Origin of the sequence: Thermodesulfobacterium commune DSM 2178, assembly GCF_000734015.1 — a bacterium.
Taxonomy (GTDB): domain Bacteria; phylum Desulfobacterota; class Thermodesulfobacteria; order Thermodesulfobacteriales; family Thermodesulfobacteriaceae; genus Thermodesulfobacterium; species Thermodesulfobacterium commune.
Window position 1 is genome coordinate 1,543,948 of the sequence record NZ_CP008796.1, and the last position, 23,333, is coordinate 1,567,280.

Below are 23,333 nucleotides of genomic sequence, written 5' to 3' on the forward strand. Positions count from 1 at the left end.
GATAGATGGGAATTTATACTGAGCTTGTAGAAAGGGCTCTTCCGTATGCCAGGGCTAAAAAAATAAAAAGAATGGTGATAGGAATTCACTATACGATGGTTGAGGTAGAAAGGTGTGGGACAGGGCTTGCTTATACTCTTTTGCCTGAAATTAAGAACTGTTGCGAGTTAGATGGTAGTATTAACTTTTGGAAATTACCTGCAGACATAGCGATAAAAGGTTATCTTTCTTTTAACCAGATTGAGTCGCTCGTAGGACTTGCAACCATCAATGCTATCTTTTCTGGCAGGAAAGAAAATTTAAAAAATGCTGTAGAAGGGGATCTTTTTTCAATACTCAAGTTTGACTATAGAGATGAAGTTCTTATGGTAGGGAGATTTGACCCTGTACTTCGCAAACTTCAAGGGAAGGTTAAAAAGGTTTGGTTATTAGAAAAAGAGGAAGACATAACAACCTTTTCTATAGAGGAAATCAAGGATAAACTTAAGTTGGCTATAATTACTTCTTCAACCTTGGTTAACAAGACGTTAGAACGGATTTTAGAGAGTCTTTATGGGGTACCTGAGGTGGCTTTGATGGGACCGACCACCCCTCTTTGTCCTGAGGTTTTCCGTTTTACCCCTATAACTTGGCTTTGTGGAGCCATAGTAAGAGACCCTGACCAACTTTTTATTAAAATTTGTGAAGGTAAAGGAACTCAAGCCTTTTTTAAGGCCAATACCCCGAAACCTATACTTGAAAAAATTAACCTAAGGGTAAAAAAATGAACCTACGATGGTTTTTACAGCCGAAGGTTTTTGCTGCTATAGTTTTATGGGTGCTTTTTAGCTTAAGGATCTATCCTTCAGATTTGATAAAAACCTTATTGCATTCTGGAAGGATCTTTATAGGAAGTGGACTTTATGGTTTAGGAATTACGATTATTTTTAATGGACTATTGGCTAAATTTACTAAGAAAGGATTAAATAGAGACCAGTTTATAAAAATGGCCCTTTGGTTGGCTGTGCTTACGGCTGTAGGTGCAAGCCTTGAGTTTTATTTTGGGATGGGGAAATGATAGGGGTATTTGACTCAGGTTTGGGTGGACTTACGGTAGTCAAAGAGCTTTTACTTAAGGTAAAAGGTTACAAGATTGTTTATTTTGGAGACACAGCAAGAACTCCTTATGGGACTAAAAGCCCTGAAACAGTTACCAGATATGCCGTTGAAAACACGAGGTTTTTACTAAAGCTTGGAGCTAAGATAATAGTAGTTGCCTGCCATACCGCTTCAAGCACCGCTATGCCGGTATTAAAGCAGACTTTTCCAGAGATTCCTTTTTTTGAGGTAGTTACCCCTTCTATGGAAAAGGCCCTAAGGCTTACCAAAAGTAAAAAAATAGGACTTATTGGCACCAGGACAACCGTAGAAAGCAGGGTATATGACAGGCTTTTTGCAGAAAAAGACCCGGAGATAAAGCTTTATTCAAACCCAGCTCCCTTACTAGTGCCACTTATAGAAGAAGGGTGGCTTAAAAAACCTGAAACCAGAAGGATAGTAAAAAAATACCTGATCCCTCTTAAAATGAGAGGCATAGATACTTTAATCTTGGGGTGTACCCATTATCCTATCATTAAAAAACTTATCCAGGAAAAGGCAGGGAAAAGAATAAAACTGGTAGATCCATCAGAGGAGGTAGCTTCTAACGTAGCTAATTTTATAGAGGAACATCCAGAGGTTAAGACAACCTTAGAGACAAACGGGTTAGAAATTTTTGTTTCCGATTTAACCGCCTATTTTGGAAAGATTGCCGAGATGTTTTTAGGAAGAAAGGTAGAGTTGAAAAAAGTTTCTATAGAAGAGATGGTCAACTTTTAAAAAAAGGAGTCAACTATCAGGAAATAGGATTTAAGCATGAGAACCCTCGCAAATAGAAATAAAATTTTTAGAGTTAAAACTCAAGACAGGATTAAAATAACTTCCTTTCTTGCAAAGTCCATAGATCACCCTTATGAGCTTATTCATCACCGCTACCATTGCTTTCTTATAGCTCTTAAACTCCTTCTTCTTGCGCAAAAAATACTCCCTGAAATAAGAATTCCAGGTTACTACTCCTACTGCCATCTGAAAAAGAATGTTTCTGAGCCAGGGACTTCCTTGTTTAGAAATACTCATGTTTATCCTAAATTTTTCCGACTGTTTTATTACTGGGTCAGTGCCAGCATATTTTATAAGTTTTTTGGCATTGGAAAATCTGTTCACATCCTTAACTTCAGCGATAAAATGAACTGCAAGTTTTGGAGAAATTCCCCTGATAGAGGAAATGAGCTTTATTTGTTGGTTTTGGTCGTGATCTATTTCTTCAAGGAGCATATTTTCAAGTTTTTGGATTCTTGGTTCGAGGAAGAGTATTTTTTCAATATAGAAGATGAGGGTTTGGGAAAGATAGGGGTTGTGGATGCCGATAGATTTTTTAGCAAGGTTTATGATCTCTTGAGGGGAGAAGGAGGGTTTTCTTGCTTTGAAGGTAGAATTGATGATAGAGGCGATATCATCTGTAGAAGCCTTTTTGAGGTAGGAAGCACCGGGGTATTTTAGGAGTATGTTGAGAAAGGAAAAGGAGAAGATGTTTAAGTGTTTTTCAACTTCGGGGAAGAGAACAGAGAGGGCGTATTTGATTTGTGTTTTGGCAAAAGATCATTCTTTTTTGAGTTTTTGGATAAGGCGGGAGAGGTTTCTCAGGTGATGGTCAGGTGGGAGAGGGTTAAGGAATTGAGGGTTAGCTTGAGCAAAAAGAGCAAGGAGTTTAGCGTCTTTGGTATCAGACTTAGAGGGGTTGTTTGCGGAGAGGAACTGGAAGAACCTGTGAAGGATTTTTGGGTTGATAACAAAAGCTTGAATATCATTAGCAAGGAGAAAGTGATAAAGTGGGAGGAAGAATCTTCCAGTAGATTCCATGACTACGATAGGTTTAGGGTATTGTTTAAGGATGGAGAGAAGCTGAGAGAAACCTTCTTGAGACATAGGGAGGTGTTTGGAGAGGATAAAGGATTGTTGATGGAGGACAGCGATATTAAAAGTGTCTTTAGAGACATCAATACCGACGAAGTAATTCATGGGAGCACCTCCTTGTGTGGTGTTGTTGGTATAGTAAAAGTCCCTCGCTCCATCCTCCCATGTGGCAGAGGCTTAGGAAGCCTAACCAACTTATTGGGGGAGTTGAGGGACAGGGGGACAGACTCCTCTCGAGGCTTTTAAGCCTAAGAGTTATGGAGTCCTTGTCCCTCTTTATTTTGTTGTTGTCCATATTATTACTATACAACGCAACATATATTAAGCAAAAACTAACATAAAAATTGCAGGAGAGAAAGATGAGTTATCTTGCAGACCTTGGAGAAATTTATCTTGCTCCTAACTATGAAAGAGAACCTATCATTTTTGTTAGAGGTGAAGGTACAAGACTTTTTACAGATAAAGGAGAAGAATATTTAGACTTTACTGCCGGGATTGCTGTTTGTAATTTAGGACATGCCCACCCTCAACTTGTTCAGGTTTTAAAAGAACAAGCCGAATGTTTATGGCATACTTCAAACCTTTATTACACCGAACCTCAGGTAAGGCTTGCCAAAAAGTTGGTAGAACTATCCTTTGGAGATAAGGTTTTTTTTGCAAATAGTGGTACTGAGGCAGTTGAAGCAGCCTTAAAACTCGCCAGACGCTGGGCCTATCAAAATTTTGGGGGCTCTAAATATAAGTTTATTTCCTTAAAAAATTCTTTTCATGGAAGAACCTTAGGTTCTCTTTCGGTAACAGGCCAGCCTAAATATTGGGAAGGCTTTGAACCTTTAGTCCCAGGGGTGGTTTTTGTTGAGCCTAACGATTTGCAGGAACTAAAAGAGACTTTTGATGAAACCGTCTGTGCGATAATCATGGAACCTATCCAGGGAGAAGGTGGAGTTTATCCGTTAACCCAAGAGTTTATTGCCCAGGCTAAAGAGCTTTGCCAAAAATATTCGGCTTTATTGATCTTTGATGAAATCCAGACTGGGTTAGGAAGGACAGGAAGGTTGTTTGCTTATGAACATTATGGGATAGAGCCTGATGTGATGTGTCTTGCCAAGGCCTTAGCCAACGGACTTCCTCTCTCAGCCATGATTGCTAAAAAAGAAGTGATTGATTTTTTAACCCCTGGTAGCCATGCCTCTACCTTTGGAGGAAATCCTATAGCCTGTGCTGTAGGCTGTAAAGTGGTTGAGATGATCTCAGACCCAACCTTTCTTGAAGAGGTAGAACTTAAAGGTAAAGTTATCATGGAAAAATTAAGAGCTTATCAGGAAGAATATCCAGGTCTTATCAAACAGGTAAGAGGAAAAGGTCTGTTGATAGGTATTGAGTTTGCTATCGAAGTAAAACCTATCTATCAAGAACTTTTAAAAAGAAGGATTTTAACCACTACCCCAAAACCTAATGTATTAAGACTTTCCCCCCCTCTTATCATCAATTACCGAGAGATAGACTACTTTATGATCCAGCTTGAAGAAATCTTAAAAGATATTAAAACCTAAGTTTAGGGTGAAAGCACTTAAAATCGTCTTTTTAGACTTACCTCAAAATAAATACAGCCTAACCGCTCTTTTAGGAAGCTTAGAAACCAAAGAAGAGATACTGTCTGAGGTTGAAATCTCTTTTGCGAAGACTAAAGAAGAGTTATTTTCAGAGATTTCAGAAGGTCTCAAAACCTATCCTTTACAATTAGCCTGTTTTTCTTTTTTTACCACACAGGTTTGGGAAATAATCCCTATTCTTACAGAGGTTAAAAATCTTTATAAAGATAGGGTTTTGGTTTGTGCCGGAGGTGCTCATCCTACCGGAGATTTTAAAAGGGTGCTTAAAGCAGGTGCAGATTGTGTGGTTTTAGGAGAGGGAGAACAAACCTTTATTGACCTCTTGGAATGTATACTCAATAGAAAGTCTTTTGAAGCAGTAGAAGGCATAGCTTTTAAAGATATAAACGGAAAAATCAAGTTAAACCCTCGAAAAGTGTATGTAGACCTTGACCAGTTTTTACCTTTTAGCCCACGGTTTAAGCGTTTTGGTCCCTTAGAAATTACCAGAGGGTGTCCTTTTGCCTGTAACTTTTGCCAAACCTCAAGGATTTTTGGAGTTAAAGTAAGACATAGGTCTATAGAAAAGGTTTTATCTATAGTTGAAATGCTTTTTAAAAGAGGACTTACTGATATAAGGTTTATCACCCCAAATGCATTTTCCTACGGTTCAGAAGACGGAAAAACCATCAACTTAGAACGCCTTGAGGAGTTATTAAAAGGAATAAAGGGCTTGCTTAAAAATAGAGGCAGGATCTTTTTCGGAAGTTTTCCTTCTGAAGTAAGACCCGAACATGTAACCCCAGAGACCATCTCTTTGGTAAAAACTTACGCATCAAACGATAATTTAGTCATAGGAGCTCAGTCAGGTAGTGAAAGGATTTTACAACTTTGTAAAAGGAGCCATACCGTAGAAGATGTCTACCGAGCAGTCAAATTAACCGTAAAAGCAGGATTAACTCCAAAAGTAGATTTTATCTTTGGATTGCCCTATGAAACAGAAGAGGATGTTAGACAAACCATAAAGGTTATAGAGGACTTAGTAAAGATGGGAGCGGTGGTGCATGCCCATACCTTTATGCCTCTTCCTCAAACCCCTTTCTTACGTAAGCCTCCCGGTAAGCTTTCAGAAGATCTGATCAAACTGATAAAATCCCTTACAGGTAAAGGCCTCTTATTCGGTGACTGGGAGGCTCAACAGAAACTTTCTCAGAAGATTTACGAGTATTTTAACTCTTAAGCCTAATTCAAAAAGTGAAAAAAAATCCCTCCTTAGGTTTGGGACCTAAGGAGGGATAAAAGCTCTGGTTAAAACTGGTAGAGAAGTTGAACTCTAAAGAAGTTTGCGGTAAGAGAATGGTCGTAGTAAAAATCTCCAGGGTTTAAAACCTCATACTGTAAGAAGCCAGAGAGGTTTTTGTTAAACTTATGGCTTAAAAGTAAGGCTAAAAGATCCCCCCTGTTTTTACCGTTTCCAAACATATCCTTAGGAGTAGAGGTAGCCTTTTCGTCTGCTAAAAGTTTTTGATAGCTTATTTTAAACTCAGTGTTTGTAAAGGGCTGTAATTTTACGGTAATCATCGGAGCCTTTAGGTTAGTCCAGTATCCTGGAATGGGCCCACCTTTAGAGGAGGTTTCATAGATGTAGGTATAAAAGAGAAGTTCGTTCCAAAGAGGGGCACGGGAAAAAAGTGGGTTAAATCCTTCGTTTTTCTTGGTCTTAGGGTCATCTCCTGAAAGATAGACATAACCTATTTCTACTTCAGGCTTTACAGGACATTTTTCAAACTTTCTAGTTAAAAAGACATATCCTCCAAGGCCAGACCTGTCGGTATCGTTGTGGTATTCTCCCCATTGTTTGGCAATCTCACCTCTTAACGTATAGCTGCCGATTTTGTAAACCGCCCTAAATCCTACAGTATGGATATAACTTGATGTGCTTATTACCTGAGATTTTTCCTCTTTTTTGTAGATGTAATAGGGCTCTACTTTTAAAGCCTCAGAAAGAGTATGCCTTCCATAAACCCAAAAACCTCTTTCGTTAGACGCTGTAAGCCTTTTTTTATGTTCTATATAATTTATATTTTTTCCGTCATCATAAGAAGGATGGATTACCGGAAGATAGACATCCCTTTGAGGGTTTGAGACAAAAACCAAGTCTACCGTGTGTTTGGGGCTAAAAAGTAAGGTAGCTTTCAAAGCATTAAAGTAAAAGGACCTTGAGCCATCGTTAGGGGTTCCTTCTGAAATCAAAAAGCCTTCTCCGTACATATCTTTTCCAAGAAAATCTTGTCTCCCAATCCTAAAGTTAACAGGTAAGCCGAAAGGTTTTTTAAGGTCTATATACAGATTGTCTACAAAGATTTCATCCTGGTCAAAATGCCTTCTTTCTTGATTATCCTTTAGGATCAGATAATTTGGTCCCATGTGATACTTAGGTTCTGTAGCTAATCTTACATAAAGGGAGGTAGAGTTGTTAAAGGTAATTTTATCCCAAGCCTGTATTCTGAGTCTAAAAAAATTACGGTCTTTATTGGTATTCTTTGTGAGATTTTGATATCCCATAGACACTATGTTGTCCCATAACTCATAACGCAGCCTTACAGAGCCTCCAAATTCGTGGTCCAAACCCAACCCAAATCCTGGGGTTAGCAGCAAAAACCAAAGAAATAAAAAGCTAAACAGAGCCTTTCTCATAACCTCCTCCGTTTTTAAATTAATTAAATGAAGACAATTTGTTAACGTTATTTGTCCAGATTAGTTAACCATAAAGATTTTTAAAATGTTTGTGAAAAAATTAGCAAAGACAGATTTCTACTTCTTCGTCTTTTTCTACTCCAAGGAGGTCATCAGGGATGATTAGCAATCCATCAGCTTTAACCAACGACATAATAAGCCCTGATTTAGAAAGAAGAGGGACGGCGTAAAGTTCTCCGTTTTTTTCCTCAAGATAAACCCGGATAAAGTCAGTTCTACCTGCTTGAGATTGGATACTTTTAGCCATTTTAGCTTTGACAAAAGGGGTATAGTTTTTAGAGGATAATCCCATCAATCTTTGCATAACAGGTCTAACAAAAAGAAAAAAGCAGATGTATACGGCTACAGGATGTCCTGGCAATCCAAATACAGGTTTATGGTTGCATATCCCGGCGATAACAGGTTTGCCTGGTTTTATAGAGACCCCATGAAAAAGAACCCCTGGAGGACCAAGTTCTTCTATTATTTTAGCGGTTACGTCTTTGGTCCCTGCACTGGTCCCACCGGTAATAAGCACTATGTCTGTTTGACGGTGGGCTTCGGTAACCACCTCTTTTATGGCTTGATAGTCATCTTGAACTATACCAAACTTAACAGGTATACCACCTTCTTCTATAATCATTCCTGCTAAGGTAAAGGAGTTTATGTCTCTAACTTTCCCCGGAGACACCTTTTCATGATGAGGGATGATCTCGTCTCCGGTAAGAATAATTCCTACTTTAGGTTTTGAGACCACCTTTATTTTAGTAAAGCCTAACCCTGCAAGACCTCCTATATGATGAGGTTTAAGTTTGGTTCCTGCAGGGATAACAAGCTCTCCTTTTTTAATATCTTCATCTTCCAAGATAACGTTTTCTAAAGGACCTACTGGTTTTAAAACCTCTATCAGGTCTGAGGATACTACGTTTACATGTTCTACCATCACAACCGCATCTGCTCCCTTAGGAAGCATCCCACCGGTAGGTATATAAGCTGCCTCTCCTGGGTTTAACTCAAAAGAGGGGGCTTCTCCCATCAACACCTCGCCTTTTACCATGAGGTAGGCAGGCATGGTATCCTTAGCCCCAAAGGTGTCTTGAGCTCTTACGGCAAAACCATCTACCGTAGAACGTCTAAACCCAGGGAGGTCTTCAGGAGAAAAAATGTCTTCTGCAGAGACCCTAAAATAGGCTTCTTCTATAGGGATTTCCTCGATAGAGAGATTTTTAAACGGGACTTTGTCTAAAAGAAGGTTTAAGGCCTCTTTAAGGGATAGGTATTGTTTATCCAGCATAAAAAAATTATAATAGACTTTTAAAAAATTACTACCAAGCTTTTTGGTTTTAGATAGGTTTGAAAAGAACTTTTATTTTACGATTTCTCCTTCTTTTAAATTATTTTCGATAACTCTTTTTAAGACTTCCTTTGCAGGGCCTATGACCCTATCTATTACTCTTATCTTTTTCCATAAAAGATACTGATAATAAGTTTCTTCTATCCCCCCGCAAACTACAAGGTCAACGTTTTCTGCTAAAATAAAACTGCAAAGTTCTTCAGGAGAAGAACGTGGCAGAATAACTGTCCTTACTTTTTCCCCTTTGTTTTCTGCGATAAGTACTTCTCTGGTAAGGTCAAACCTTGGGGCTACATGGTCTTTTTCTAGAGTAATCAATATTTTCATTTTAGGCTAACCCGTATTTTTTTAACTTTCTCCAAAGGGTACTTCTTGCCCAACCAAGCATTTTAGCTGCTTCAGTCTTCTTACCCCTACAACTTGTCAACGCATCAATAATTCTTTTTTTTTCGATCTCAGCCCAGGTAAAACTTTCAATTTTTTGAGTTCTTATAGCAGACCAATCTTTAGCTAAAGTTTGTTGTTGGTCTTCTTCCTCTTCTTTTATGGCAGTAAATAAATATTCTGGGAGATGTTTTTCTGTAATCAATTCATCTGAACAAACATGAACAGCATATTCCACTATGTTTTTTAGCTCTCTTATGTTTCCAGGGTATTTATAAGACCTTAGCACCTTTAAAACTTGTTCCGAAAAGCCTTTGATTTTTTTATGAGCTTTTTCAGAAAATTCTTTGAGAAAATAGTCAGCTAAAATCAATATGTCATCTCCCCTTTCTCTAAGAGGGGGAAGTTGTACTTTTAACACATTCAGTCTATAAAACAAATCTTCTCTAAATTTTCCCTCTTTAACCATCTGTCTTAAATTTTTATTGGTTGCCACAATCACCCTTACGTCTACTTTTACTTTTTGGGAACTACCTAACGGATAAAACTCTTTATCGTCTAAAAAAGTTAGTAGTTTTACCTGAAGGGTAAAGGGTAGGTCTCCTATTTCTGTAAGGAAAAGAGTCCCTCCATTGGCTAATTTTATCATTCCTGGTTTGTCAGCATTAGCTCCGGTAAAGGCACCTTTTACGTGGCCAAAAAGTTCTGACTCTAACAGAGGCTCCGGAAGAGCCCCACAATTTACTTTGATGAAAGGATGGTTTGCCCTCGGAGAAAGTTTATGTATTACCTCTGCTAACAAATCTTTTCCTGTGCCTGTTTCTCCCTCTATCAAGAGAGTGGCGTTAGAGTTCGCAAAAATAGGTAACATTTCTTTTATTTTTAAAATAGCCGGGCTGTTGCCTAAAATGAAATCCATTCCAAATTGAGGCAAGAAAAGAGATTTGTCCTTTAAAAGTGAAAGATCTTCAAGCACCAACATGAACCATCTATTTTTTCCTTGAGAAAGGCTCGTTACAGTAATCTTTACCGGTATTTTGCGTCGGTGAACGTTTATTATGTCTCCTTCTATCGAAAATTTTTCTTCTTTTCTTAACCTAGCTATTAATTCTTTAAAAACGTTGGTTTTTATTATTTGATTTATATCTAACCCTTTAACTTCCTCAGACTTGTATCCGGTTAAAGCTTCTAAAAATGAATTTATAAATACCACCCGAAAGTTTTCGTCTAAAAAAGCAGTTCCATAAGGGATTGCTTCTAAAATATCTTTAATTTTTATAAAAGATTCATTATACTTGGCCTTCATGGTTAACCAAATTTTATGTGAATAGATGAACCAAAAAGTATATTTTCCATCTAAAAATTTAATTTTAAAAACTTCTTTAGAAAAATCAACCTGTGGTTTGAAAAAAGAGTTGCTTGACTTAGCTAAAAAAACAGATTAATTTAATTCTAAACTTGAATACTAAAAAAGACCGACATTATGTTTTCTAAAACAATCGTAAGTAAAATAATAGCTCTAATAGAAAAATATCATCCATTTACTTTTAATCTGAAATACTTTCAAATAACCATTAGTTTTGTGATGCTTTTTCTTCTTACCATAGCGTTAATGTTTGGATGGTTTTCTACCAGGAAGATTAGAGAGATTGTGATAGAGGATTTTAACCAGCAGCAACTCATGCTTGCCAAGCATGCTGCGAGTCAAATAGAGAATTCTATAGAACTATTAGAAAGAGAACTCACCCTTTTTAGTCTTTCCCCTGCGATTCAGTATTCTGAAAAACCTGCTTTATTGAACAGAATGAACATAACTTTTTTAAGTGTAAAGTATGAGGGGGTTAAAGAGATAAAGTTTATCGAGGCTAAGACTGGTAAAATTTATAAAGTTATGGAGAACCCAAACTATGTTATAGAAAAATGTGATAGCGAAGACAAAAAATTTTTAAAATGGGCAGCCCTTCCTTCAAATAAAGGAGAAATATTATTTAGTGAAATAGTAAGATGTCCCAATACTCCCGAAGAAAACCCTCCAAAGCTTATCATGAAAATGGTAACACCGGTATGGCAGGTATCGATAGATGAATCTCACCCTGTGGCAACCAATTTGTTCTCAGGGGCTTTGGTTTTTACTGTAGACGTGACTTATTTGGTAGGTAAGGTTGCCTTTAACATAAGATCAGGAAAAACAGGATATGCATGGGTAATCTCTAACAAAGGCATTTTTCTTTATCATGAAGAAAAGTCTTTTATAGGTCAAAATGCCTTTGAGGCCCGAAAAGGCAAAAAACCAACCATAGCTTTTACAAGAATTAACGAAATCCAGAGAGAAAAAATGCTTAAAGGGGAAGAAGGAAAAAGCTGGTATATTTCAGGGTGGCATAGAGGGGTTGAAGGGGAAATAAAGAAGCTTATTGCGTACGCTCCGATAAGATTAAAAGAAAAACCGGAACCTTTAATCTGGTCTATCGCGGTGGTGGCTCCTATAAGTGAAGTAGAAGGAGCTATAAAAACCATTCATTTTCAACAACTGATTCTACAAGGAATAGTTATCGTTATCATCTTATCGGTGGGGCTTTTTATAAATTTTATTCTTGTTACCTGGTCAAACATTCTTGAAAAAGAGGTGGCTAAAAAAACCGCTGAGTTAAGAAAATCAGAAGAAAGATATAGGTCTTTGATAGAAAACGCAGAGGATATAATATTTACCGCAAATTTAAAAGGAGAAATCTTATCGATAAATACCTTTGGCAAAAATTTTTTAAACCGTCCTGAATTAGAGATAATTGGGAAAAGTATAGTAGAGGTTTTTGTCCCAGACGGAGAAATCTTGATGGCGAGTATTAAAAAAATATTTGAAACAGGAGAAAGCCAACAGGTTATTCATAAAATAGTGGTAGATGATAAAGATTTCTGGTTTAACACCAACTTGAGAGGTTTAAAAGACGAAAAAGGTAATATATATTCTGTGTTAGGTATTTCACGAAACATTACCGAACGCCGAAAGCTGGAAGAGCAAAGTTATTATACAGAAAAGTTGGCAGCCTTAGGGACTCTGGCTGCAGGTGTAGCTCATGAAATCAACAATCCTATTGCCATAATTCTCGGATTTACAGATATTTTACTTGAAAAAGTACCGCAGGGATCTCAAGAATACGAAATTTTAAAAATTATAGAAAAACACGCAACAGATACTAAAAGAATCGTAGAAAACTTGTTAGGTTTTGTTAGACATAAAGAACATCAAGAACAACTGGTTAATATTAATGAATGTGTAGACACAGTGCTTGAGATTATGAAAAACATGTTTGTTATAAATAACATTGAGGTTAGAAAATTTTTACAGGAAAATATATCGTTTGTAAAGGTAGATCCTGGTGAAATACAGCAGGTTTTGTTTAACATCATCAATAATGCTATATATGTGATGAAAGGTGGGGGAATACTTACAGTTTCTACTAAAGATGACGGAGAGTGGGTTGAAATTAGCATCTCTGATACTGGTTGTGGGATTCCTAAAGAATATAGGCATAGGATTTTTGACCCCTTTTTTACCACAAAAGAAGTGGGAAAGGGGACTGGACTTGGGTTATGGGTGTCGTATAATATAGTGAAAAAATATAATGGAATAATTACCTTTGTAACAAAAACAAAAGAAGAGTCTGAACAAACGGGCACAACTTTTATAGTAAAGTTACCGGTGGCAAAAGATCAAACAAGGGGGACAAAGAATGCCTGAGAAGATTTTAATCGTTGATGATGAACCAGATATGCTTAAGCTTTTATCCATGATTTTAAAAGAAAAAACACCTTATGAAATTACTGTAACCAACAATCCAGTGGAAGCGGTTGAACTGGTAAGAACAGGGGAGTTTGACGTTGTCATCACCGACCTTAAAATGCCAGGACTTGATGGTCTACAACTTCTTGAAGAAGTAAAAAAGAAAGATGAAGATATTCCGGTAATCATAATCACCGCATATGGAACGATCGATGCTGCTACAGAAGCACTTAAAATAGGGGCATTTGATTTTATAACAAAACCGTTTAAAAAAGAGCAAATCTTGTTTACCATTGAGAAAGCCTTAAAATGGCAAAAAGTCCAAAGAGAAAATAAGATGCTAAAAGAAAAACTAAAATCCCAAACCTAATCTATTAGTTCTTTTATATATTTTGTTCTAAACTCCTCCAAGTACATCTGGGTTATGGCATCGTTAAAAAGTACCATATCAAGTTGTTTAGTAAAAGCAGTTAATTTGCCTAAGATTTCAAGAGTTTTTTCAATTGTAGGACTATCATATTTAAACAACACGGCATCTATTACATCTTCTTTTACATTTACCCTAAATCTCAAATCTTTTAGGATTTCGGTTATCAATTTTACCCTTCGCAACCTTCTATCAAGGGCCGCTCCTCCTCCTTTAAAGAAAAATTTCACATAGTTATCGTTTATGTTTTCACTAACATAGGCCTCGATCATGGAAAAATGGTATCCAAGCCGAATACTAAAATTCATGTAGTTTTGGGTTACCACACAAAAACTTTTTTTCCCGGTTTCTTGAAGCTCCTCTTCTGGGATGGTTGCTGTATGAGCTATCATCCCAAGAAAGCCCTTAGCATCCACAGGAGGAGGTTCAGGCCATTTCATAGATCGCATTCCCTTAAGAATAGCCTTGAAGGGAATAGAAAGAATATCTTCTGGTGTAGCTTTTTTAATTCCTTCTTTTAATCCTTCTCCTATATCAAGTACTAAAATTCCTACCGGTATATCTGCTAAAAGAGGAACAGCATGTATGTCGCTGTCTTGATATCTATCCCAAAGGGTAAACATTTCATGCATAACCATTTCATGACAGAACCTGGTTATATCATGGAGGGTTTTACAGTTTTCGGCTTTAAAATCTTCGCTCGTAGGGTCGACTAAATAGAGCGGGACAATCAGTTTAAGAACTCTCTCAAGGGTTTTAAATGTTAAAGTTTCTTGAAAAGGATCTTTTTTAGTTTTACCATAAGCCTCAATAAGTTCTTGAACTTTCCCTTCGTAAATTACACCATTTATAGCATCTACTGTGTTTTCTTGGCCGTGTTTAATTACCTTTGTGGCTATTTCTGTGTTTAATAGCGTAGGAACTTTGTATTCCCTTGAAAGAGAGGCCATATGTCCAGTAGGACTTCCAACATCGGTTACTATAGCAGCAGCTTTATTCATAACCACTACATACTTAGGATTTGTGTGTTTTGCAACCAGGATATATCCTTCAGGAAATTGGTTTAATTCCTCTTCTGAATTCAAAACAAAGGCTTTTCCATATCCAACACCTTTACAAGCAATCAATCCTTTTTCAACAAGAACTTTGGCCCCTTTTATTCTGGTAGGTAGGTATACTTTGGTTTCTTCTTTTTTCTCTAAGGTTCTTAGCTGGCGTGTTTGGAGTATAAAAATATTTCCTTCCTCATCGATAGCCCATTCGATATCCTGAGGGCTTCCATAATATTCTTCGATTTTTATCGCTATTTTTAACAACTCAAATATCTCTTCCTCGTTTAAAGAAGTTGAAGAAATGCTAGAAGGTAGAGGTATTTCTTCTATCCCACCTGTTTCTTTACAAATAAGCATTTTAGGCTGTTTTCCTGGAAGTTTTTCAAGGATGCTTCCTTTTCTGTTTACGATGTAGGTTTCAGGAGTTACACTACCATCAACCACTAATTTCCCTAATCCTCTTACTGCGGTTATTATTATGCTATCAGCCTCCGGATTGTTAGGATTGCGTGTATATATTACCCCACCAGATCGAGCGTTTACCATAGAAAGGACTCCAACTGCCATAACCATATCTGTTTCTGAAAATCCTTTGGTTTTATAGTAAAAAATAGCTCTTGGATTAAAAAGACTTGCGATAACTTTTTTATAATAGTAAGGAATACTTTCTCCAGAGACGTTTAAAAAAGAGGAATATTGTCCTGCAAAACTAAATTCAGAATCTTCAAAAATTGCACTGCTTCTTACGGAAACCATACATCTGCGGTTGAGTTTTTTACATAGATGTTCATAAGAGGATTGTATAGAGTTAAAAATTTCTTCAGGTATGTTTGAATTTATGATCAATTCTTGAATTTGTTGACTTCCTTTGTTTAGGCTCTCTATTTTGTTAATCTCAATGTTTTGAAGGATCTCAAAAATTTTTTCTTTAAGTTGCGTTTTTTCTATAAATTTCAAAAAGGCATAAGAAGTAATAACAAATCCTTCAGGAGTAGATATGTTAAGGATATTCTTAAGTTCTGCAAGATGAGTTATTTTACCACCTGCAACCAACAATGAATCTTTATCGATAGCTTCAAGGGGAAGGGTAAACTCAGTTTCTGGGATTTCGATTTTTGAAGTTAAAATTTTTTCTATTTTTTGTTTGATTTCGTGAAAAACGTTTTCTAATGTTGTAAACTTCCTTTCAGAAAGGGCTTTTAAATTTTTAATTATTTCATTTACTGAGTCTAAGATTTCTTTTACGCTATGTTGGATATAATGCATGTCGAAAAGATATTCTCCAGAGAGTTTTTCCTCCATGTCCGCCATGATGGTTAGGGCTCGATTGTTTTCTTCAAGGACTTTTTGAAAAAAAACATACTTTTCATATAAAATTTTTTTCAATCTTGCTTTTTCTTCCTCTTTCTTAGAATTGGAAAGCCCAAACCAATCTAATATTTTTTTCATGATACCTCCGAATTTTAAATTCTACACTAAACAAAATAAACAATATTTGAATTTTTACAATATACCTTAGTATTTTAGTGCTCAATCTTTTAATTTTTAAATATATTTAAAAAATTAAAAAATTTGTCCTTCACCCTATTGACAAAAACATATTTTTATATATAATTTAAACATTGTAATGTTATAACTTTGTTTTGTTATATTATTATAACAAATTGAATAAAAGGAAAGAGAAGGTTTATGGTTGAGTTGATTAGTAGAGAGGAGCATGAAAAGCTTTATTTGCAAATATTTGAAATTTTAAAGAGAAAGATCGAAGGTGGAGAGTGGAAACCTGGGTCTAAGATTCCTACTGAGGAACAACTTTGTAAAATGTTTAATGTAAGTAGGGTAACGGTAAGAAATGCTGTCTTAGAGCTTGTAAGGCATGGGTATTTGATAAGGAAACAAGGTAAGGGTACATTCGTAAGAAAAAATCTGGTTTTAGAAGGCTTGACCATGTCGACGTTTCTCAAAACTCTTTGGGTTGAAGATGAAAGCATCTTAAGTAAAAAAGTTATTGCCAAAACTGTTGTTATGCCAATTGATGGCTTGCACGAAGAACTTGAGATTCCTGAGAATAAGCATGTGATATATGTTAAAGTTCTCTGGGAAAGCGAACAAGGACCTTCTATTCTTCAAGAATCTTTTGTACCTTTTAGCATATGTCCACAACTTCTTGAGGAGGATATCGAAAATCAATCGATTATCGACCTTTTTGAAAAAAAATATAGTATAAAAATTACAAAAGTATATACTTTTTTTGAGGTTTTTTATTTAAATAAAGAGCTGGCTGATCTGCTTCAAACTGCTGAAGGTAGTCCTGTAGTTTTGATGAAGCAAAAGGTTTTTTCCGGAGATACAGTGGTGCTCTTAACCCATTTTTACAAAAAAAAGGATAGTACCAAATTGTTTTTGCTATTAAGAAGACAAACATAAAAAGTTAGGGGGTGGGTTATGTCATCAGGGAAATTAGTTAAAGATGTGATGTTGGGAATATTCGAGTATCCTCATATTCCCTACTGGTTTACCGTCGAACAGGCTATAAAAGTTGTTAAAGCCTCTTTTATCCAAACCCAAAAACACACGGATCCGATTACAATTCTTGTTTTTGACGAAAAGTATAATCTTTTGGGAACGGTTACTATTAAAGACATCTTAAAAGGAATTGAACCTTCATTTCTTAAGCCTCCTCAAAAGGCGCAGGTTCCAGAAGAAGAACAAATCGGACTTGCTATAGTATGGGATAGTTTGTTTACAAAAGAGTCTAAAAAATTGGCTCAAAGGCAGATAAGTGAGATTATGGTTCCTGCTAAATATTTTGTAGAACCATTAGACCCGGTTACTAAAGCTGCTTATTTGATGATCCATCATGATTTGCCAGTTTTGCCAGTTATTGAAGACAAAAAGAAGTTTGTTGGTATTGTAAGAATAGCTGAAGTTTTTGACGCCATATGTGAAGAGATAATCAAAGGATAGGAGGGGAAGGAAATGGCTAAGGAAAAAAGACCAGAGGGGTTGCCTGAACCACCAAAGGAGATTTATGTTGCCAAGGAAAAAAGAAAGATTAATTGGAAAAGAATTTTTTTTATTTTTCTTGGTTTAGCCTGTTTTTTTGCTGTTTATTTTTCACCTCCATGGCCAGATGCAGTGGATCCATTAGGAAAACATTTCCCCTTATCTCAACAAGCAAAGGGGGCTATAGGATTATTCCTTATGGCAGGTATTTGGTGGGTTTTTGAGGTTGTTCCTATAGGGGTTACAAGCATCGCAATAGGAGTTTTCCAGGCTCTATTTGCCATTCGTTCTGCCAAAGATGCTTTTCGTGATTTTATGGATCCTTCTGTTATGTTTATCTTTGGTTCTGTGGTTGTCGGGATTGCCTTCACCAAAACAGGACTTACTAAAAGAATTGCTTACAAAATGCTAGAAATAGTAGGTGAAAGAACAAGCATGATCCTTTTAGGAGCTCTTGTAGTCACAGCAGCGTTAACCCATTTTATGGCACACACCGCAGCTGCTGCAACAGTTTTTCCGATTTTACTGGCAATAAATTCTTTATATGGGGAATCTGAAAAACCAACGAAATTTGGAAAAGCCTTGTTCATAGGGATGGCTTATGCTGCTGGAGCGGGAAGTATTGTTACCTTTTTAGGAGCAGCAAGAGGACCTGCAGCTGCAGGTATGTTTAAAGAGTTTACAGGAAGAGATATAGGATTTTTTGAACTAACTAAGTATATGTTTTTGATTGGTTGGCTGATGGTTTTCCTTATCTGGCTTTATTTTATTATCGTGCTTAAGCCAGAAAAATCCGTTATTAAGGGATTAAAAGAAAAGGTAAAACACATGATGAAAGAACTTGGGCCTATGACTATCCAAGAGAAATTGGTTATTATTATAGTAATTGCAGTTGTTTTGGTTATGTCAGCTCAATCTTTTGTCCCTGCATTACAACCCTTAGATCGTGCAGCTATTATGCTTTGCTCTACCTTGCTGTTTTTCCTCCTGGGAATTCTTACTGTGAAAGAACTTGAAGAAGTCCCATGGAATATAATCCTTCTCTTCAGTGGAGCTATGAGTATTGGTTTTTGTTTGTGGAAAACAGGTGCAGCTCAGTGGATTGCTGTTAATTGGCTTGCACTTTTCAAAAGTGCACCTTGGATTATTTTTGTTTTGGGTGTATCTGTTTTTGTGTTGTTAATGACTAATTTTATCATGAACGTTGCTGCAATAGCTATATCTTTACCCGTATCTTTGGTTATCGCTCAGTATCTTGGTGTGGCTCCTGATGTTATACTTTATAGTTCTTTGGTAACAGCTGGTATGCCATTCTTGCTATTGATTGGAGCAGCTCCTAATGCGATTGCCTATCAGTCAGGACAGTTTACTCCAGGAGAATTTTTTAAACACGGTATTGTAATGAGCATAGTTCTTATTTTGGTCCTTGCATTTTTTGTTGTTGTAATTTGGCCATTCTTGGGAATGCCAATATTACTAAAATAAAAAAATAAAATTAAGGAGGTAGGATATGGTTATTCAGCCAATTTTAGAGAAAATTTTTGGAAAGTTTTATAGAGAGTATGATTTCATAAAAAGATCATATGATATCTTAAAAGATTTTGGTTTTAACGATGGAAATTCCATAGCCTCTGTTTGTGTATGTAGAGACGAGATCTCCCAGACAGTAAGAAGTCACATAAAAAGAATGTGGGGGGAAGCCTTTAATTTTTCCAGTCTTGCTGGGCTTTTCACAGCCGGTAAGACTGGGATGAAAGCTTTTATAAGCCATGCTCCGCAGGTAGATGGTAAAGAACGATATGTTTTTTATGCCTTTTCTCACATCGCAATTGATGAAAACGAAAACATGGGAGTATGCAAAAGGAAAGGGCTTGAAAAATCTCATGCTTGTGGGGCTTTGTGTCTTTTTCTTAATGAACTTAAGTCAGGAAAGATAAGTATAAGACTTGATGAAGAGGATATCGAAGAAAGTCTTTTAAAAAGAAGATTGCTTAGAGAATTGAAATACGGAGAGATCCCAGACCTTCTTACTCTTACCAAAAAAACCCTTAAGGTAATCGTAGAAGATCTTGAGCATATAATAGAAAAGGTTGTGGATACTAAAAAGGCTGATTATGCCGTTATTTCAGGAATTCAGGTGCATGGACCAGAGGAAAACTACATCATTCCTGATGAATCTTACGTAGTGGTTAACGGTGAAAAGAAAGAAATAAAAATTTAGATTTAGGGGGTTTCCATGAAGAAAACTTTCTTTTTGTTTGCCCTTTTTATTTTAATTTTACCTTTTTTGGTTTTTGCCGAGGATAATTCTCAGCAAAACATGGATAAGATTCATATTTCAGGCATAATTTTTGATAATCATAAAGAGCCGGTTAAAGAGGCAGAGATAAAACTGTTAGTTGATGGAAAACCTTATAAGATACTAAAAGAACATGGTAAGGTGGATAAAGTTATTAGTTCTTCTCATGGGACCTTTCAGCTTGACTTTCAACTGCCAAAGGGCTTAATTGAAACCGGAAAGATTCAACTTGAGATTGCCAAAACTTCGTTTAAAAAAACTGTAGTTGAGATTAAAAAGGAAGATTTTGCCGTAAAAGGCAATGAGTTTTATGTCAACAAAAATATCATACTTGAGCGGTATATAGGGCCTGCTTTCTGGATTGCCACCATAGTTTTTGTCGTAACTTATGCGCTTATATCTTTTGAGTTGCTTCACAGAACGGTTGCAGCCATGCTTGGGGCTGCCACCATCCTTATCCTTACCTATACCCTGGGTACGATCAATTCTGATTTTCACATCATTTCTTTTGAAAGGGCCATAGAAGCCATAGACATGAACGTGATATTTCTTCTTATGGGTATGATGGTAATCATTGGAGTTCTTAAACATACAGGGGTTTTCCAGTGGTGCGCCTATATGTCATATAAACTTGCCCGTGGCAATGTAATGGTTCTTAGCATAATTTCTTTCTTTTTCATAGCCATAACTTCTGCTTTTCTTGACAATGTGACGACTATGCTCCTTTATACACCGGTTTTAATCGAAATATCTATAGCACTAAAAATTAATCCTCTTTCTCTTTTAATACCAGGTATAATGGCCTCAAATGTAGGTGGAACAGCCACTCTCATAGGTGACCCTCCAAACATCATGATCGGTTCATACACAGGGCTTACATTTATGCAGTTTGTCTATGCATTAACACCGGTGGTACTAATATGCATGATAGCGCTTATCATATACAACAAATTTTTCTATTCAAAGGAATACAAAAAAGGAAAAGTTGATGATGTCGATGCTTTCTTGAGCTATTTAAAGGAAGAATACAAGATTACAGACAAAACCCTTCTTACCTATGGACTTATCGTGATGTTAATAGTAGTTGGATTTTTTGCAACACATGGATACTGGCATATGGAGGTAAGTATTCCGGCTTTGTTTGGTGCAGGGATTCTTTTTACCTATGCAGTGCTTACTAAAAAAGTAAAAATGCTTGAGTTGATCGAAAAAGACATAGAATGGACAACTCTCTTATTTTTTATCTTTCTTTTTATAATAGTCGGGGCTGTAGAAGAGGTAGGATTACTTGCGATTATCGCAGACTGGGTGCATAATCTTTCAGCAGGAAATCTTACAGTGGCCATATGTCTTATTTTGTGGGTCTCTGCTATAATGAGCGCTTTTGTGGATAACATACCTTTTACAGCGACGATGTTACCTATAGTTGCCTATCTTACAAAGGTGATACCTGGTGCTGAAAGTAACGTTCTCTGGTGGGCTTTAGCTTTAGGAGCCTGTTTAGGAGGAAATGGGACTATGATAGGTGCTTCTGCCAACGTAGTAACCATAGGAATTGCAGAATCTGCAGGTTATAAAATAAGCTTTTTTGGCTTTATGAAATATGCTTTTGTTTATATGTTAATAACCATCATAATTAGTAATATCTGGTTGTTGCTTTTTTATTAAAATGTAGGAGGAAAACTATGGTAAATTGCAGTCTCAAGAAGGTTTTACTACCTGTTGATAAAAGTGAAAATTCTTTGAGAGCCGTTAAGTTTGCAGGAAACTTTCTTAGAAACTTTCAGTTTGAAAACATAACCCTTTTTTATGTGATGACAGGTGGATATTTAAGTGAGCACATGAAAAACCTTGATTTTAGGGCAGAACTTATAAAAAATTCAGAAATTATAACGAAAATTAAAAAGAGACACGTGGAAGAAAACATAATGCCCTTTTTATCTGAGTATGAAAACGTGCTTAAAAACGCTGGTATCACCGGGTTGATAGAAAAGAAGGTTGATGAAGGAGACCCGGGAAATAAGATAATTGAATTTGCAGAAAGGGAAAATTTTCAGACTGTAATCCTTGCAAGAAGAGGTATCTCGGAAATAAAAAGCTATTTTCTTGGAAGTGTATCCAACAAAGTTTTACATGGGTTGACCAATCGAAACATTTATCTTGTGGGAGAAAAAGAAGGCCCTATTCTTGACATTTTAGTTCCTGTCGATGGTTCCGAGTATTCCATGAAGGCAGTAGAGCATGCAGTGTGTATCACCAAGTACATCAAGGATATAAGGAAGGTAACCCTGTTAAGGGTTATCAATCTTTCTCTTTACCTTGAAAGAATACAATCAGGTATAGACCCAGAAGAGGAAGCCAAAGAAATTCTTGATAAAGCTAAAAAAAGATTCTTAGAACAAGGAATTAAGGAGGAGTTGGTCGAGACAAAAATCTCTGTTGGGTTCCCTAAAGACGAGGTGGTTAAAGAAATAAATCAAGTGGTTTATAACCTAATAATCATGGGAAGAAAAGGACGTTCAGCTCTTAAAGACCTTGTTTTAGGTGGGGTAAGCTCAGCAGTAATAAACAAATGTTTAGAACCTACGATTGCGATAATAAACCTATAGGCTAAGCCACTCTTAAGTGGATACAGTCTCCTGAATAGATTTTAACCGCCCTTTGGTTTTCAGCTTCTAACCAAAGGGCGCCATCTTCTGCTATATCAAGGGCTTTTCCGATTAATTCTCCTTGAGGTCTTATGATTTTAACCTTTTTCCCCAGGGTTAAGCAGAGTTGTTTCCATTCGTTTAATATTTCTTCTGGTTTAACCTGAAAATAGTGATAAAAATTTTTCATGATTTCTATGATTATATCTGTTCTGTTCCAAAGCCTGTTGGTAAGTTCTTTTAAAGAAATTCCCGTAGGTTCAAAAGAGTTTATCTGATTGTTTACGTTTATTCCTATGCCTATGATAGCGTAATCAATCTTATCTACTTCTGCTTTTAGTTCAAGCAAAATACCTGCTACCTTTTTTATTTCGTCGTTTGTTAAAAAGACTATATCATTTGGCCACTTTAGATAGAAAGAAAGGCTGGTTATCTGTCTAAGGGCTTTGCATACGCAGAGACTTGCAAGATAGGTAAGAATAAAACTTTCTCTTAAAGAAATGGAGGGGCGAATCAGTAGGCTCATCCATATCCCACCTTCGTTTGAAATCCAAGGCCTTCCCAGTCTTCCTCGTCCTGCGGTTTGTTTTTCAGCTATGACTAAAAAATTTTTTTCTTGTTCGGCAAGTTTTTTAGCTACTTCCATCGTCGAAGACACAGACCTAAAATAGTAAACCTTGTTTATAAGATTTATCTTATGTGTTTCTAAGGCTTTTTCGATGTTTTCAGGCAAGATTAAGTCTGAGGTAGTAGAGAGGCTATACCCTTTTTTGGTGGTAACGATAGGGTATCCTTCGTCTTTCAAAGCTTGAATGTATTTCCAGACTGCAGTCCTTGAAATTCCAATTCTTTGTGCCAAAACCTCCCCTGAGATACAGGAAGTTTGAGCTAACAGTTCTAAAATTTTAAGTTTTTTAACATTATAGTTACGCATAGCGGTTAAAAAACGGAGGAGGAGGGATTCGAACCCCCGGAAGAGGTTTAATACCCCTTCAGCCGATTTCGAGTCGGCCCCCTTCGTCCACTCGGGCACTCCTCCTTTTTATAAATAAACTTTAAACGT

Annotated in this window: 22 protein-coding genes and 1 tRNA gene; 14 read left to right on the top strand and 9 right to left on the bottom strand. The window is 36.6% G+C overall.

The features are described from left to right. Positions 1-5 precede the first annotated feature (5 nt). Genes HL41_RS07815 through murI form a run of 3 tightly spaced genes read left to right on the top strand, consistent with a single transcriptional unit; the run spans position 6 to position 1,857 of the window. The gene (locus HL41_RS07815; RefSeq protein ID WP_038062784.1) at positions 6-767 is read left to right on the top strand and encodes a Rossmann-like domain-containing protein; all 762 of its coding nucleotides are present in this window, start codon (positions 6-8) and stop codon (positions 765-767) included. After that, a complete protein-coding gene (locus HL41_RS07820; RefSeq protein WP_022854755.1) occupies positions 764-1,057 on the top strand; it encodes a hypothetical protein in 294 nt (97 codons plus the stop codon). The genes HL41_RS07815 and HL41_RS07820 overlap by 4 nt, the downstream gene beginning before the upstream one ends. After that, the gene (gene murI / locus HL41_RS07825; RefSeq protein WP_038062787.1) at positions 1,054-1,857 is read left to right on the top strand and encodes a glutamate racemase; all 804 of its coding nucleotides are present in this window, start codon (positions 1,054-1,056) and stop codon (positions 1,855-1,857) included. Before HL41_RS07820 ends, murI begins: the two co-directional genes overlap by 4 nt. A gap of 30 nt (positions 1,858-1,887) precedes the next feature. On the opposite strand, the gene HL41_RS09780 is transcribed toward murI, so the two are convergent. Further along, entirely contained in the window at positions 1,888-2,352 is a 465-nt protein-coding gene (locus HL41_RS09780) for an IS110 family transposase (RefSeq protein ID WP_235181293.1), read from the bottom strand. A gap of 12 nt (positions 2,353-2,364) precedes the next feature. On the opposite strand from HL41_RS09780, the gene HL41_RS09785 reads away from it, so the two are divergent. Beyond that, the gene (locus tag HL41_RS09785) at positions 2,365-2,577 is read left to right on the top strand and encodes a hypothetical protein (RefSeq protein WP_235181294.1); all 213 of its coding nucleotides are present in this window, start codon (positions 2,365-2,367) and stop codon (positions 2,575-2,577) included. Between the two features lie 99 nt (positions 2,578-2,676). Here HL41_RS09785 and HL41_RS09790 read toward each other — a convergent pair whose 3' ends face one another. Next, positions 2,677-3,096 (bottom strand): IS110 family transposase, encoded by a 420-nt coding sequence (locus HL41_RS09790; protein WP_235181295.1) that lies wholly within the window; start codon positions 3,094-3,096, stop codon positions 2,677-2,679. Positions 3,097-3,350: 254 nt separating this feature from the next. Between HL41_RS09790 and HL41_RS07835 the strand changes: the two genes are divergently transcribed. Together HL41_RS07835 and HL41_RS07840 are read left to right on the top strand one after the other, a co-directional pair. Next, on the top strand, positions 3,351-4,544 hold the full coding sequence (locus HL41_RS07835; RefSeq protein WP_051754597.1) for an aspartate aminotransferase family protein: 1,194 nt from the start codon (positions 3,351-3,353) through the stop codon (positions 4,542-4,544). 7 nt (positions 4,545-4,551) lie between these two features. Continuing rightward, entirely contained in the window at positions 4,552-5,823 is a 1,272-nt protein-coding gene (locus HL41_RS07840; RefSeq protein WP_051754598.1) for a TIGR04013 family B12-binding domain/radical SAM domain-containing protein, read from the top strand. Positions 5,824-5,891: 68 nt separating this feature from the next. On the opposite strand, the gene HL41_RS07845 is transcribed toward HL41_RS07840, so the two are convergent. From HL41_RS07845 to HL41_RS07860, 4 genes are all read right to left on the bottom strand, one after another. Then, positions 5,892-7,280 (bottom strand): alginate export family protein, encoded by a 1,389-nt coding sequence (locus HL41_RS07845; RefSeq protein WP_038062415.1) that lies wholly within the window; start codon positions 7,278-7,280, stop codon positions 5,892-5,894. 100 nt (positions 7,281-7,380) lie between these two features. Next, a complete protein-coding gene (locus HL41_RS07850; protein WP_000884815.1) occupies positions 7,381-8,613 on the bottom strand; it encodes a molybdopterin molybdotransferase MoeA in 1,233 nt (410 codons plus the stop codon). A 72-nt stretch (positions 8,614-8,685) separates the two neighbouring features. Continuing rightward, positions 8,686-9,000, bottom strand: coding sequence for a NifB/NifX family molybdenum-iron cluster-binding protein (locus tag HL41_RS07855; protein ID WP_000697865.1), 315 nt, complete (start codon positions 8,998-9,000; stop codon positions 8,686-8,688). A 1-nt stretch (position 9,001) separates the two neighbouring features. Then, positions 9,002-10,363: a sigma-54 interaction domain-containing protein gene (locus tag HL41_RS07860; RefSeq protein WP_022854749.1), complete on the bottom strand. Its 1,362-nt coding sequence runs from the start codon at positions 10,361-10,363 to the stop codon at positions 9,002-9,004. A 177-nt stretch (positions 10,364-10,540) separates the two neighbouring features. Between HL41_RS07860 and HL41_RS07865 the strand changes: the two genes are divergently transcribed. Beyond that, positions 10,541-12,796, top strand: coding sequence for a sensor histidine kinase (locus tag HL41_RS07865; protein WP_038062410.1), 2,256 nt, complete (start codon positions 10,541-10,543; stop codon positions 12,794-12,796). After that, positions 12,789-13,208, top strand: coding sequence for a sigma-54-dependent transcriptional regulator (locus tag HL41_RS07870; protein ID WP_038062408.1), 420 nt, complete (start codon positions 12,789-12,791; stop codon positions 13,206-13,208). Before HL41_RS07865 ends, HL41_RS07870 begins: the two co-directional genes overlap by 8 nt. On the opposite strand, the gene HL41_RS07875 is transcribed toward HL41_RS07870, so the two are convergent. Continuing rightward, positions 13,205-15,766 (bottom strand): PEP/pyruvate-binding domain-containing protein, encoded by a 2,562-nt coding sequence (locus HL41_RS07875; RefSeq protein ID WP_038062405.1) that lies wholly within the window; start codon positions 15,764-15,766, stop codon positions 13,205-13,207. The genes HL41_RS07870 and HL41_RS07875 overlap by 4 nt on opposite strands. A gap of 240 nt (positions 15,767-16,006) precedes the next feature. Between HL41_RS07875 and HL41_RS07880 the strand changes: the two genes are divergently transcribed. From HL41_RS07880 to HL41_RS07905, 6 genes are read left to right on the top strand one after another with little or no spacing between them, the layout of a single operon-like run. Next, the gene (locus HL41_RS07880; RefSeq protein WP_038062402.1) at positions 16,007-16,744 is read left to right on the top strand and encodes a GntR family transcriptional regulator; all 738 of its coding nucleotides are present in this window, start codon (positions 16,007-16,009) and stop codon (positions 16,742-16,744) included. 18 nt (positions 16,745-16,762) lie between these two features. Continuing rightward, positions 16,763-17,284, top strand: a complete 522-nt coding sequence (locus HL41_RS07885) for a CBS domain-containing protein (protein WP_038062398.1) — start codon at positions 16,763-16,765, stop codon at positions 17,282-17,284. A gap of 12 nt (positions 17,285-17,296) precedes the next feature. Beyond that, positions 17,297-18,808, top strand: coding sequence for an SLC13 family permease (locus HL41_RS07890; protein ID WP_051754599.1), 1,512 nt, complete (start codon positions 17,297-17,299; stop codon positions 18,806-18,808). A 25-nt stretch (positions 18,809-18,833) separates the two neighbouring features. Further along, positions 18,834-19,544: a hypothetical protein gene (locus HL41_RS07895; protein ID WP_051754600.1), complete on the top strand. Its 711-nt coding sequence runs from the start codon at positions 18,834-18,836 to the stop codon at positions 19,542-19,544. Positions 19,545-19,559: 15 nt separating this feature from the next. Continuing rightward, positions 19,560-21,290 (top strand): ArsB/NhaD family transporter, encoded by a 1,731-nt coding sequence (locus tag HL41_RS07900; RefSeq protein ID WP_038062395.1) that lies wholly within the window; start codon positions 19,560-19,562, stop codon positions 21,288-21,290. Positions 21,291-21,307: 17 nt separating this feature from the next. Continuing rightward, entirely contained in the window at positions 21,308-22,231 is a 924-nt protein-coding gene (locus HL41_RS07905; protein WP_038062392.1) for a universal stress protein, read from the top strand. 1 nt (position 22,232) lies between these two features. On the opposite strand, the gene HL41_RS09350 is transcribed toward HL41_RS07905, so the two are convergent. Continuing rightward, positions 22,233-23,204, bottom strand: coding sequence for a biotin--[acetyl-CoA-carboxylase] ligase (locus HL41_RS09350; protein WP_038062427.1), 972 nt, complete (start codon positions 23,202-23,204; stop codon positions 22,233-22,235). Positions 23,205-23,217: 13 nt separating this feature from the next. Next, positions 23,218-23,309: transfer RNA gene (locus tag HL41_RS07915), tRNA-Ser, on the bottom strand. Positions 23,310-23,333: the final 24 nt, after the last annotated feature.